Origin of the sequence: Embleya australiensis, assembly GCF_051903075.1 — a bacterium.
Taxonomy (GTDB): Bacteria; Actinomycetota; Actinomycetes; order Streptomycetales; family Streptomycetaceae; genus Embleya.
In genome coordinates this window covers 2,700,041-2,712,864 of sequence record NZ_CP182423.1, presented here as the reverse complement: position 1 = coordinate 2,712,864, position 12,824 = coordinate 2,700,041, and the positions used below count along the sequence as shown (strand labels likewise).

The following is a 12,824-nucleotide window of genomic DNA, read 5'->3' as shown; positions in this document are numbered from 1 at the left end:
CCCTTGCAGCAGGTGAACATGGACGATCACACCGTGTCGTTCGGCGCCGCCCTGCGCCATCATCGTCGACAACAGGGCCTGTCCCTGCGGCAGTTGGCCGGACTCGTGGCCTACAGTCCGGGCTGGCTGAGCAAGATAGAGAACGGCATGTCGACGCCGACCATGCAGTTGGCCCGCTTGTGCGACCGGGAACTGGCAGCCGACGGCGTACTGGCCGCGTTGGCCGGTTCCACGGCCGACGACCTCCCGCCCCGCCTGCGTCCCGCCCAACTCCCGCCCTCCACCGCCGGATTCGTCGGCCGCGAACGCGAACTCCGAGATCTCGACGCGCTCCTGGCACACAGTACGGAGACCGGACTGCCGCTGACGGTCGCCATCGACGGGCCGGCCGGCGTCGGCAAGAGCGCGCTGATGATCCGCTGGGCCGGACAGGTCTCCGGGTCGTTTCCCGGCGGCGTGCTCTACCGCGATCTGCGCGGCTCCTCCCCCGATGCCGAACCGGTGCGTCCGACCGAGGTGTTGGCCGACTTCCTGATCGCGCTGCGGGTGTGTCCGCCCGCCGTCCCGGCCGACCTGGAACAGCGCGCCGCGATGTTCCGCAGCCTGCTGGCCGGTCTGCGCATGCTGGTGATCCTGGACAACGCGGCGGACTCCCGGCAGGTCACGCCCCTGCTGCCGGGAACCGCCGGTTGTGCCGCCGTGGTGACCAGTCGCCGCCGACTGACCGGGATCGCGGTGCGCGCCGGCGCGTCCAAGATCCCGCTCGGACCGATGTCGCCCGCCGAGTCGGTAGCGCTGCTGTGCGCGGTGGTCGGCCCCGATCGGGTGCTCGCCGAGGCGGACGCGGCCCGGAAGTTGGCCCGACACTGTGCCCATCTGCCGCTGGCCCTGCGGATCGCCGCCGAACGCCTGGCCACCCGACCGCACCGCTCGCTCTCGCTGCTCGCCGAGGAACTCGACGACGAGAAAAGCCGGTTGGACCTGCTGGCCGACGCCGACGACCCGCACCTCGCGCTGCGCTCCGCGTTCTTCGGGTCCTATCGCGACCTCGACCCGGAGGCCGCGCGGGCGTTTCGCCTGCTCGGCCTGCATCCGGACGGGCGCTTGGAGGCGTCCGTCGCCGCCGGGTTGATCGGCCGCCCGCTGGGACACACCCGCCGACTGCTGGAAAGCCTGGTCAGCGTGCACCTGTTGGAGGAGACCGGCCCCGACCGGTACCGCCTCGCCACCCTGCTGCGCGCGTACGCGGCCGAACGCGCCGGCGACGAGGAGACCCGGGTCGGCGCCGACGACCCCGGGCCGACCGCCCGCTGACGTACCCGACGGCGCCGGGCCGGCCCTGCTCACCCGGCGCCCTCGGTCAACAACGCCACCAGGCGCGGCACGGTGGCGTGCCGGTAGAACTGCCGCACCGTGATCCGCGGCAGACCGGCCGCCCGCAACTCGGCAAGCAGTCGGGTCGCCAACAGCGAGTTGCCGCCAACCTCGAAGAAGCCCTCGTCAGGCCCGGCATCGGCGCCCAACACCCGCCGCCAGATCTCCCACACCGTCGCGGCCGTCGCCGACTCGGCGGGCGTACCGAATCCGGCGGGCGGATCGGCCGCCATCGGGTCCGGGCCGTTCACAGCCGGCACCGCGTCTTCGTCCGGCGCGGACAGTGCGGCGAGCCGGTCGGTGTCGACCTTCCCGTTCACCGTCAGCGGCAGCGCCGGCACCACGACGGCCCGGCCCGGCACCATGTACTCCGGCAACACCGCCCGCGCCGCGCGCAACACCTGCGCCGGGTCGCCGCCGTCGACCAGCACCAGATACGCGTCGATCCGGGCCTCCGCGCCGTCGTCGGCATTCGCCCCGCGGACCACCACCGCCGCCGCCTCGATCACGCTCGCGTGTTCCAGCAACACCGCCTCGATCTCGCCCAGTTCGATGCGGTAGCCGCGCACCTTCACCTGGGTGTCCAGGCGGCCCAGATGATCGATCCGGCCGTCCGCGCGCAGCCGACCGCGATCGCCGCTGCGGTAGACCCGCTGCCCGGTGTGCGGATCCACCACGAACCGTTCGGCCGTCTGCTCGGGGCGGCCCAGGTAGCCGATCGCCACGCCGGCCCCGCCCACCCACAACTCGCCCGCCACCCCGGGCGGTAGCACCCGCCCCCTCGGGTCGCGCACCGACACCCACCAGCCCGGCAGCGGCGCACCCACGGACCGCGCCTCGTTGGTCGCCCGGGTCGGGGTCAACGGCTGGGCGGTGACGTGCACGGTCGTCTCGGTGATGCCGTACATGTTCACCAACCGGCACTCCGAGTACGAGTGCCGCTCGAACCAGGGGCGCACCATCGGCGGATGCAGCGGCTCGCCGCCGAAGACCACCAGGCGCAGCGCCAGGTCCTCGGCCCGTCTGCGGTCCACCTCGACGAGTTGGGCGAAGGCCGACGGCGTCTGGTTGAGCACGGTCACGCGCCGCTCGACCAGCAGGTCGTAGAAGTCCTCGACCGAGCGGGCCGTCCAGTAGGAGACCACCACCAGGTGGCCGCCGCCGAGCAGGCAGCCCCAGATCTCCCAGACCGAGAAGTCGAAGGCGGTGGAGTGGAACAGGGTCCAGACGTCGTCGATTCCCGGGGCGAGCAGGTCGCGGGTCGCGTCGAGCAGCGCGAGAACGTTGCCGTGCGGCACCTCGACGCCCTTCGGCCGTCCGGTGGAGCCGGAGGTGTAGATCACGTAGGCGGGGTGCGCTGCGCCGACGGCGGGCGGGGAGAACTCGCGGTATTCCGAGGCGCGTTGGCGAATCGTCGCGGGGTCGAGGACGGTGACGGTCGGGGCGGTCCGGTCGGTCGGGTCGGTGGGGTCGGTGGGGTCGCGCGGATCGGCCGGGAAGGCCTTCGGGTCGCCGATCACCAGGCGCAGGCCGGCGTCCGTCGCGGTGTGCCGCAGTCGGGCGGGTGGATGGCGTACGTCGAGCGGCACGTAGGTGCAGCCGGCGGTGAGTACGGCCAGGAGCACCACCACGGTCTCGGCGTCCGGTTCCAGGAGCACGCCCACGCGGTCCCCGGGTTCGGCTCCGGCTGCTCGCAGACCGCGGGCCGTCAGGGCGGCGCGGGCGGCCAACTCCCGGTAGGTGTACGTGCCGTCGTCGTCGGAGAGGGCGATCGCATCGGGTCGCGCGGCGGCCGTCGCGGCGAAGCGGGCATGGATCGTGTCCGCCCGGTCGGGGGCGGGGTCGAGTCGCCGGTCCACGCCGCCCAGGCGCAGCGTGTCCCGGGTCTCGGCCGGGCTCAGCCAGGTGATCGTGGCCAGCGGAGCGGTGTCGGCGGCGGCGTGCAACTCGCGGACGACACGCGCGATGTGCCGACAGATCCGCTCGGCGACCGAGGCGTCGACCAGTCCCGCGTCGTGGCGGCAGGTCAGCGTCGGGGTGCCGGCCGGGTCCGCCGCGGCGTAGAGCGTGAGCGGCACGATCGGGGCCAGGGACGGGCGGTAGTCGGCCCACCCGTCCGGACCGTCGGCGGCGGTGATCAGCACGGTCTGCGGCGCGGGGCCCGGCTCCGCCGGCGCGACCACGATCGGCCCGGCGGCGGGGCAACTCGCCGCGATCAGATGCAGGTAGCGGCCGACCGTGTCGTCCTCGTCCACCCGCACGTCGTGCACATGCGACCCCAGTCGGCGGCATCGGCCGTACGGCGTCGCGGCGGCCACGGTCTCGGCGGCGACGTCCAGGACGGCGAAGCGCTGCCACGGCTCGCCCGCGTGCCGGGCCGACACGAGCGCCACGGCCGCCGGGAGCAGCCGCTCGTACAGCCCGGGCAGCGCGGGCAGCGGCACCGACGCCCACCCGATCCGCCCGACCTCGCTCGGCTCCCCCAGCGCCCAGGCCGGCGCGGCCTCGGGGCGGTTCGCCCGGAACTCCGGCATTTCGGTGGCGAGCGTCGGCACCGTGGGTACGGTCACCGGGTCTGCCGGGATCGGGCCGCCGAACAACACCTCGGCCAGCCGGTGCAGCCCGTAGGGCGACACCGCCACCCGCTCCGCGACCAGGACAAGGTCGGCGACGCCGTCGGCGTACACCAGGACCAACACCCGCAGCGGCCCGGCAGCCGGATGCACCGGCCGCTCGGCCTCCCGCTCCCGCCGCCGTCGGGCGAGCGGATGATCCGAGTCCACGGCCAACACCTGCCGCCACGCGACCCCGACCCTCACCCCCGGCCAAGCTTCGGCAGCCCGCCGCAAGCCGAGCCGCACGGTCTCCTCGTCCACCCCCACCGGCAACCGCCGGACAAGACTGTGGCAGCCCCGCCCAAGCTGCAACGCCCGCGCAGAACGCCCCCGGCAACGCCCGGTCGACACCAAAACGCGAGCCTCGGCCTGTACATCCGACGCATCAACCCCGCCCAGCACCACCCCGCCGGCAGACCCGGAAGCCACGCCCAAGGCGCTCGAACCGGGAGCCGCGCCGACAACAGCGGGCGCGGTCGCCGCGTCCACGGCAGTCGAACCGGTCGAACCGGCGGCCGCACCCAAGGCGGCGGTCACAACGGCGCCATCCACGACCGTGGCCCCGGAGGCCGCATCCACGTTTCCTGGCCCGGTGCCCGGGTCCGACGCGGTCGGTTCGGGACGCGCGTTCACCACCGTCGACCCAACCGCCGTAGCCGGCACGGTCGGTGTGCCCGCACAGCACCTCGAACCGAGCCCGGCACCCGCCGACTCGGACCCCGCATCCGCTGGGTCGGGAACTGCGGCGCCCGCACCCACCGAAGGCGGCGCCATGCCCGCCGGAACAGGGGTCGCACCCGCCGACCCAGCGCCCGCGCCCGCCGCAGCCGGCCCCGCCACGGCCATCCTCGGCTTGGGTCGCACACCGCCCGCGCCGCCCGTCGCGTTCGTATTCGTCGCCTCGCTCTTTCGCATCCGGGCCTCGTTCTTCATCGGACCGTGAACCCCCCGTCGACCGCGAGCAGGCTTCCCGTGACCTGGCGGGCCTCGTCCCCGGCCAGCCACAGGGCCGCGCCGGCCACGTCCGCCGGTTCGACGAGGGAGTTGGTCGGTTGGGCCTGGACGAAGGCTGCCTCGTGTTCGTCGGCCGGGACGTCCAGGGAGCGGGCGATCTCGCCGAGCATGCGGCCCTCCAGGAGCGGATCGTCGCGTACCGATCCCGGGCACAGCGCGTTGACCCGCACCCCATAGGGCGCGTAGTCGAGCGCCGCCGCGCGGGTGAGCCCGATCAGGCCGTGTTTGGCCGCGACGTAGGCGGCGAAGTTGCGGTAGCCGACCATGCCGGCGGTCGAGGAGACGTTCACGATGCTGCCGCCGCGCTGTTCGACCATCACCGGCGCCACCGCCTTCATCAGCCGCCACGCGCCGCTCAGGTCGACGTCGAGCATCAACTGCCACTCGTCCTCGCGGATCTCGTGGATCGGTTTGCCGGAAGGCGCGGCGATACCGGCGTTGTTGAGCAGCACATCGATGCCGCCGAACCGGTCCAGGGCGAGATCGATCGCCCGGTCCACGGTCGACGCGTCGGTGATGTCCGCGACCGAGGTGACCACCTCGACGCCGAACTCCGCGCATTGCCGGGCGGTTTCCGCCAGTTGGGCCGGGGAGGCCAGCGGATACGGCACGCCGGGGTGGTCCGAGGCGACGTCGAGCAGCAACAGGTCGGCGCCCGCCTCGGCATAGCGCACCGCGCAGGCCCGACCCAGCCCCCGACCCGCGCCGGTGATCACGGCGGTCCTGTCCGCGAGTCGCGGTGCGCCGTCGTCGTGTGCGCGGCCCCGGGTCTCCGCCGCGCTCATCGGCTCGGACCCACCGGTTGGCCCACCGTGCCCGCGATCAACCGCAGCAGCGCGTCGGCCTGTTCGGTGGGATACATGTGTCCGCCCGGGAGTTCGGCGGTGAGCAGCGGCGCGGTGGTCACCGCCTGCCACTGCCCGACCTCACGCGCCGAGACCATGTCGTCCGCACTGCCGCGCACGGTGAGAATGGGCGCGGGCAGCGGCCGGTCGACGGTCGGCCGGTAGCGCTCGTGCATCTCGGCGTCCGCGCGCAGCACGGGCAACAGCAGTTCGCGAAACTCCGGGTCGTCCAGCGCGGCCGGCCGGTATCCGACGAACTCGGCGATTCCGTCCAGGAATTGCTCGTCGGACAGGCCGGTGACCTGCCGCCGGCGTGATTGGTACGGGCCGTGCGAGCCGCTGACCACCAGGACCGCGACGCGGATGTCGGCGGTGTCGATCAGGCGATGGGCCAACTCGTAGCCCAGGAAGGCGCCCATGCTGTGTCCGAACACGGCGATCTCGGTACGACCCCGAAGCGCGGCCCGCACGCGCGGGGCGAGTTCGTCGATCGCGGCGCCGATGTCCCGGTGCGGCTCGTCGTCGATCAGCTCTTCCCGGCCCGGCAGTTGCACCGGCACGATGCTCAGGCCGTGTCCTTCGCGCCCCCACCAGGTACGGAAGATCGAGGCGCCGACACCGGCGAAGGGCAGGCACACCAGCGGCAGGGGTTTCATCTCGGCTCCGTTTCGCATCCGCGTGTTCTCCGTTCCCACCCGCACGGCGGGCGTCCTGCTCCCGGCCCCGGGCCTCGCGGCCCGGGTCCGGACGGTTCACCCGCGTCTGCGGGCGGCGGCCAGGTCGGCCAGGCCCTCGCGCAGGGCCGGTTCGGACTCGGGGGGCGGCGGGCGACGGCCCGCGTAGATCGTGTTCAGATACGCCGCGCCCAGGTCCGGACAGATCACGCCGATCTCGCGCAGTTCCGGATCGCCTCGGGCGGCGACCACCGCGCCCAGCAGCGCGGCGCCGGAGGAGCCGCCCAGGGTCAGGCCGGTGGCCGCGCGTACGACCCGGCAGGCCGGCGCGGCGTATTCGTCGGCGACGCGCACGCATACATCCCAGTCGCCCGGACGCAGGAACGACGAGCGTCGGCCGGAGCCGAAGCCGGGGATCTTGGCCGGCCGCGCGCCGCGTTCGCCGCCGGTCGCCGCCGAACCGACCGCGTCCACGGCCACGATCGTGGTGTTCGGGTGGGCGCGGCGGAAGTAGGCGGACAGGCCCGCCAGGGTGCCGCCGGTGGAGATCGCCGCGACCACCGCGTCCGGGCCGACGGCACCGATGCCCCGACCGATGCCCCGGGCGAGTTCGGGTCCCGTCCAGCGTTCGTGCACGTTCGGGTTGGCGGGGCTGCCGTACTGGTCGGTCCAGCGCATGCGCCGGTCGGCGGCGAGGATCCGGCGCACCATGCGCAGCCGTTCGGCGACCGGGTTGCCGGCGGCCGTCGGCTCGACCAGGACCACGTCGGCGCCCGCGTCCGCCATCAGCGTGATGCTCCGGCGCGGGGTGTCGCGGTCCACCACGAGGGTGCACCGATAGCCCCGGGCGCGGCAGATGCCGGCGAGCGCGACGCCCAGGTTGCCGGAGGTGGACTCGACGATCGATCCGCCCGGCTCCAGGCCGCCGTTGCGTTCCAGGTGCTCGATCAGGGCGTGCGCGGTACGGGCCTTGATCGATCCGTACGCGTTGGCCCCTTCGAGCTTGAGCCACAACCGGCGGCCGATGCCGGACACGGGCAGTACCAGCGGTACGAGCGGGGTGCCGCCGATCCCGAGTTCGCCCGCACCGGCGGTCGGCAGGGGGAAGTCCGTTCCCAGGCAGGGTGGTCCGGTCGGTCCGCGATTCATCCGCTGCGCTCCCCCGCCCGTGCCCCTGCCCCTGCTCGTGCCCGGTAGTAGCCGAACCGGAGTTCGGCGGTGTGTCGACCCGCGTGGTCGCGCAGCCACAGGTCGGCCGGTCCCGGCAACATCTCCGAGACCACGATCGGGCCGTGCGCCCGGTCGTAGTGGCGCGAGAACAGGTCGGCCAGCACCGGTACCTCGAAGTCCACGAAGATCGGCTTGGGTTCGCCGGCGAAGCGCACATAGACCTGGTCGGGGAACCCGTACCGGTCGCGCAACCGGCGCATCCGGGTGCGGTTGGCCGGGTGCAGACCGCTCCACGATCGCGGCGGCGGCGCGGGGATCCGCCAGGTCTCCCGGTGCACGACGGTGCGGCCCACGGTCAGCCGGGGCAGGTGCGGGACGTCGTCGAGGGCGCGGAACATGTCCTCGGCGCCGATCAGTCGGGCGCCGGTGAACGGCGTGAAGATCGACTCGACCTCGTCGCCCCAGGACGGCAGCGGCGGTCTGGTCAGCAGTACCCGACCCAACGTCGGGCATTCGAGCACGAGTTCGCCGCCGTCGAGGCGCACCCGCAGGTCGGCCGCGCGGCCGACCCGTCCGGGCGGGCGGGGGCTGGTACCCAGGAACTCCACCTCGGGCAGCACCTCTGCGCGGGCCAGCGTCTTGCGCCCGTGTGCCAGGACCGGATCGCAGATCCGCGCGTCGGTCAGCTCCTCGATCAGGCCGCCGATCTCGGCCTCGAATCCGGCCCGGTCCGGATGCAGCGCCGGCCACAGGCCCTGGAGCAACTGGTCGTGCAGGCCGTGTACTTCGCCGACCACGACGGTGAACGCGTCGGCGTTGATCGCCGCCTCGTCCGGCGCGGCGACGAACAGGTCGGCGCCCGCCACGCACCACGTGTCGAAGTCGACCCGGGCCGCGGCCCGTTTCGCCCAGTCCATGTCGAGCCGCACCCGGGGCCGGTCGGCGTTGGCGCGCAGCCGGTCGGTGAGCGCCGAGGGCCCGTCCATCCGGGTCCGGTCGTCGATCTTGCGCAGCCGCTCACCGAGCCCGGCCGCATCGGCAGCGGCCAACACCAGGTCCAGCGGCACGCTTTGCCCGCCGAACGTGTCGGCGAACCACTCGGTGATCTCGGCGACCAGTCGTCGCCGCCGGGCCAGCGACAGTTCGAACAGCAGGTCCAGGAGCATCGGCGCCTCGTCGGTGAGATACCGGTGCAGCGGGCGGCCGAGGTCGAAGCGCGGCCAGGGGAAGCGTCCGTCCTCGACCAGGATCGACCGGTCGGCGTAGTGCCGACCCGCGTCCTTGTCCGCCGCGGCCCCGGTGACCTCGGTGAACGTGCGCCCGACGGCGGACAACGCCTCGCGGCGCGCCGCCAGGGACGGCGCCTCGTGGAATCGCTGTCGGCGCAGGTCCAGTTCGGCCAGTACGCCGCGCCATCGCCGGCCCGCCGGGCCGGACAGGCGTGCGGCGAACTCGGTGAGCGGGCGCAGCGGATCGATCAGGCCGACCGGGACGGTCAGCCCGAAGCGCACCGAGCCGCGCCGGTCCAGCGCGCGCAGCAGGTCGAGCGTGCCGTCGAGGTCCAGGCCCTCGGCGGCGGCCAGTTCGGCGGCGGTGGTCCGCCCGTCGCAGCGCGCGACCAACGCCCGCTCGGCCGGCGTCCGGGGCGGCTCGACCCGTTCGTCCAGGGTGATCGGCCACCGGTCGTAGCGGACCGCGAACTGCCGCCCGTCCCGCTCGACCAGATTCGGCGGCACGCGCGGCGCCACCTCGGCGAGCACGTCGGGATCGGCGCTCATCACGTCGGCGATCGCCTGCGCGGCCCAGTGGGTCCAGGCGGTCGCCAAGCGCACCGGGGCCGGCTCCCCGAGGTCGAGCCGAAACGGCTCGTCCGGGCGCACCCGCGCCCAGGCGACCGGACCGAAGAAGCTGGTGCTCTCGTTCTTGGCGCACATGCGCTGGAGGTACATCGCGGCCAGCAACACCCGTCGCCGGTCGGCCGAGCGCAGCCGGCTCGGGTCCGGGTCGGTCCGCAACCAGTGGTGCAGGCGTTCGTAGGCTCCCCGGCTGGAGAGCAGGACGGCCTCCAGGAAGCGCGGATCCGCGCAGGTGCGCAGCAGGCGGCGCACACACTCGGCGATCAGGTCCGCGTCGGCCGATCCGCCCACGACGGCGGCCTTCCCGCCCGCGTGCGGATCGGCCGGGTCCGGGACGCGCAAATCCTCCAGCGACTCGTAGGCGAACCCGGTGGATTTGACCAGCGCCCAACCGGATAACCGCCAGGGCCCCTCGGCCGCCGGCCCGGACGCGGGCACCGATCCCGCTTGCGACCCCTGCGGCTCAGGGACGTCCGTCTCGTCGCCCATCCCTAGTCGTCCTCGTACAGGAAGGTCTTCCAAACGGTCATCATGTACGCCAGCGCGCGTTTCTCGATCGTGGTCAGCTCCGGGTGCCAGACGTCGAAGAGCAGCACCGCGCGGCCCGACTCGGCCTCGTTCCACACCTCGTGCTCGAACGAGTCGTCGAAGACGATGGCCCGGCCCTCGCTCCAGGTCCGGGTCTCGTCGGCGACCCGCATCCGCCCGCCGTCGGGCACCACCAGGCCCAGATGACAGCGCACCCGGGCGTTGATGAAGCCGCAGTGCGGTGCGACATGGGTGCGCGGACCCATGATGGAGAAGTAGCACATGCCCGAATCGGCCACCCCGTCCGGCTCGGACAGCACCTTCATGGTGCGCGGGCAGCGGGCGATGTGCTCCGGGTAGGAGCGGCCGAGCAGGTGGAAGTAGTACGCGTTCCAGTCGCCCGCCTCGGCCAGGTTCCCGGAGTTGGGGTGTCGGACGGCGTCGGCGGGGACCAGCCCGCCGACCGCCTCGAACTCCTCCCGGATCGCGCCGTATCCGGCCTCCAGGTCGGCGATCCAGGGGAACTGCCGTCGGTCCCACCACGGTTGCGCGGTGAGGCCGGGAAGCAGGACTTCCGGGCGCTGCACCGCGTCCTCGTCGGCGGGCTCGCGCCACGAACTGACCTCCAGGCCGTCCAGGATCCGGGTCAACCGGGACCGGTCCAGGTGCTGTTCGTCGATCCACCGGTCCAGGAACGGCCGACTGTCGTTGACCCACGCGGGCATCCCGCGCTCCTTCCTTCCGTGCCCACGAGGGGCGTTCGGGTGTGCTCAGGGCCGACGTGACGGACGTTCCGGCCGAGGCGCGGCGAGGTCGGCGGTTCCCGGGTCGACGTCGGCGTCGCCCGTGCGCGGCAGCCTGGTCGGGACGTCGAACCGGGCGCCGACCGCGATCAGGTCGGCCACGGTCGCGCGCGGCAGCGGGATCCCCGTCGCGCGGGCCTGTCGGCTGCGATGTTCCGGGGCGCCGGGGACGCTCGCGTGTGCCCCGGCCGCCTCGGCGTCGGCGATCAGCGCGGCGGTGTCCGCGATCATCGCCCGATACGGCTCCAGGCCGCCGAACGCCTCGGGGTCGATCGCGATCAGGCAGACGCCGGCGATCTCGCCCCGGCCGGTGGAGTCGGGTGGGCGCTGCGAGCCGGCCAGGGTCGGCGTAGCGTCGTCGATCGCGGCCAGACCGCCGAGCAGGGCCGCGCCGAGGGCCAGGCCGAAGCCCTTGTGCGCGGCCACCGGGCTGCCCAGCGGCAACAACGCGCCGCCCGCCAGGTAGTCGGCCGGGTCCCGGCTGGGACGCCGTCCCGCGTCCACGACACACCCCTCGGGCAGTGCCTCGCCGCGCGCCGCGGCGGCGGTGATCTTGCCTTCGGCGAGCAGCGCCATCGACACGTCCACCACCACCGGGTGATCGGTGCCGGGCACGCCGAGCGCCCAGGGGTTGGCCGCGAGGAACCGTCCCGAGCCGCCGGGCGGCGCCATCACGCCGACACCGGGACCGGCGGCTCCCACGGTGAGCATCCCGACCAGACCGGCGTTCGCGAGCAGTTCGCAGTAGTGCCCGAGCCGGCCGATGTGGCCGCAGTGTCGGATGGCCACCACTCCGACGCCGTGTTCGATGGCCAGGGAGGCCACCAACTCGCAGGCCATCCGGGCCGAGTAGTGCCCGAACCCGCGACGCGCGTCGAGCAGTACGCTCGCCCGGCGCCGGCGCAGCACGTGCGGCCGGGCGCCGGGTATCAGGTCGCCGCGCTCCGCCTCGGCGACGTATTGCGGCAGCCGCAACACGCCGTGCGAGTCGTGTCCGGCCAGGTTCGCGCCGACCAGGTGTTCCGCGACCTCGACGGCCACCTGCCCGCCGGCTCCCATGCGGCGGCAGACCGAGTCGACGAACAGGGTCAACTCGGCGGGTGGTACCCGGATCGCGTCCGCGTCGGTCGACGCGGCACGGATCGGCGGCAGCGTCGGCGCGGCCGACGGTGCGGGGCCGGGCGCCCTCGGGTCAGTCCACATCGGACGTCCACATCCGCATCACGAACTCCATGGCCCGGCGCTCGACGTCGGTCAGATCGGGGTGCCAGGTGTCCACCAGCAGCACCGCCCGGGGGCGGTCCGAGTCGTTGGCCACCTCGTGCTCGAACGAGTCGTCGAAGACCGAGCACCGGCCCTCCCGCCAGGCCCGGGTCTCGGTGCCCACCCGCATGCGACAGTCCGGCGGCACGATCAGGCCGAGATGGCAACGAATCCGGGTGTTCACGAAGCCGCAGTGCGGCTTGACCCGGGTTCGCGGCGCCAGCATCGAGAAGTAGCAGATCCCGGCGTCGGCCACCCCGGGCACCGCCGCCAACGCCTCGGCCGTGGCCGGGCATTGCGCCAGATGCTCGGGGAACGTGGTCCCCATGGTGTGGAAGTGGTACGCGTTCCAGCCGCCGGTCGCGGCCAGTTCGCGCTCCTCGGGGTGCCGGTCGATCCCGTCGCTCGCGAACTGCTTCTCGAACTCGTCGCGGATGCGCGGGTATCGGCTCTCCAACGCGTCGACCCACGGATACCGGTCGGGGTCGTGCCAGGGCGAGGCGGCCAGTCCGGGCACCAGGATCGCGGGGGATTGCAGGTGCCCGGCCCGGGATCGCACCGGGTCGTCGGGATCGAGACCGCGGTAGATCCGGTCCAACTCGTCCGGGTCGATGCCCTGTTCGGCGGCCCAGCCGGTCAGGGCCCGGGCGCTGTCCTGCGGCGTGGGCTCACGCATCGTGTT

At 73.5% G+C, this 12,824-nt stretch carries 9 protein-coding genes; 1 reads left to right on the top strand and 8 read right to left on the bottom strand.

The window, feature by feature from the left end; genetic code table 11:
* The first annotated feature begins 12 nt into the window (after positions 1-12).
* Positions 13-1,314 (top strand): helix-turn-helix domain-containing protein, encoded by a 1,302-nt coding sequence (locus ACMXN5_RS41955; protein WP_439681398.1) that lies wholly within the window; start codon positions 13-15, stop codon positions 1,312-1,314.
* A gap of 29 nt (positions 1,315-1,343) precedes the next feature.
* Here the strand turns inward: ACMXN5_RS41955 and ACMXN5_RS41950 are convergent, their stop codons facing one another.
* The 8 genes from ACMXN5_RS41950 to ACMXN5_RS41915 form a co-directional block, all read right to left on the bottom strand.
* Entirely contained in the window at positions 1,344-4,157 is a 2,814-nt protein-coding gene (locus ACMXN5_RS41950) for a non-ribosomal peptide synthetase (protein ID WP_439680128.1), read from the bottom strand.
* Positions 4,158-4,918: 761 nt separating this feature from the next.
* Entirely contained in the window at positions 4,919-5,788 is an 870-nt protein-coding gene (locus ACMXN5_RS41945; protein WP_439680127.1) for an SDR family oxidoreductase, read from the bottom strand.
* Positions 5,785-6,504, bottom strand: coding sequence for a thioesterase II family protein (locus tag ACMXN5_RS41940; RefSeq protein ID WP_439680126.1), 720 nt, complete (start codon positions 6,502-6,504; stop codon positions 5,785-5,787). The genes ACMXN5_RS41945 and ACMXN5_RS41940 overlap by 4 nt, the downstream gene beginning before the upstream one ends.
* Before the next feature lie 96 nt (positions 6,505-6,600).
* A complete protein-coding gene (locus ACMXN5_RS41935) occupies positions 6,601-7,671 on the bottom strand; it encodes a pyridoxal-phosphate dependent enzyme (protein WP_439680125.1) in 1,071 nt (356 codons plus the stop codon).
* Positions 7,668-10,037 carry a lantibiotic dehydratase gene (locus ACMXN5_RS41930; RefSeq protein ID WP_439680124.1) on the bottom strand — a complete coding sequence of 790 codons (2,370 nt, stop codon included), beginning with the start codon at positions 10,035-10,037 and terminating at the stop codon, positions 7,668-7,670. The genes ACMXN5_RS41935 and ACMXN5_RS41930 overlap by 4 nt, the downstream gene beginning before the upstream one ends.
* 2 nt (positions 10,038-10,039) lie before the next feature.
* Positions 10,040-10,801, bottom strand: a complete 762-nt coding sequence (locus tag ACMXN5_RS41925; RefSeq protein WP_439680123.1) for an aspartyl/asparaginyl beta-hydroxylase domain-containing protein — start codon at positions 10,799-10,801, stop codon at positions 10,040-10,042.
* 45 nt (positions 10,802-10,846) lie between these two features.
* Positions 10,847-12,082, bottom strand: coding sequence for an Ldh family oxidoreductase (locus ACMXN5_RS41920; protein WP_439680122.1), 1,236 nt, complete (start codon positions 12,080-12,082; stop codon positions 10,847-10,849).
* Positions 12,072-12,818 carry an aspartyl/asparaginyl beta-hydroxylase domain-containing protein gene (locus tag ACMXN5_RS41915; RefSeq protein WP_439680121.1) on the bottom strand — a complete coding sequence of 249 codons (747 nt, stop codon included), beginning with the start codon at positions 12,816-12,818 and terminating at the stop codon, positions 12,072-12,074. The genes ACMXN5_RS41920 and ACMXN5_RS41915 overlap by 11 nt, the downstream gene beginning before the upstream one ends.
* Between the last annotated feature and the right edge of the window lie 6 nt (positions 12,819-12,824).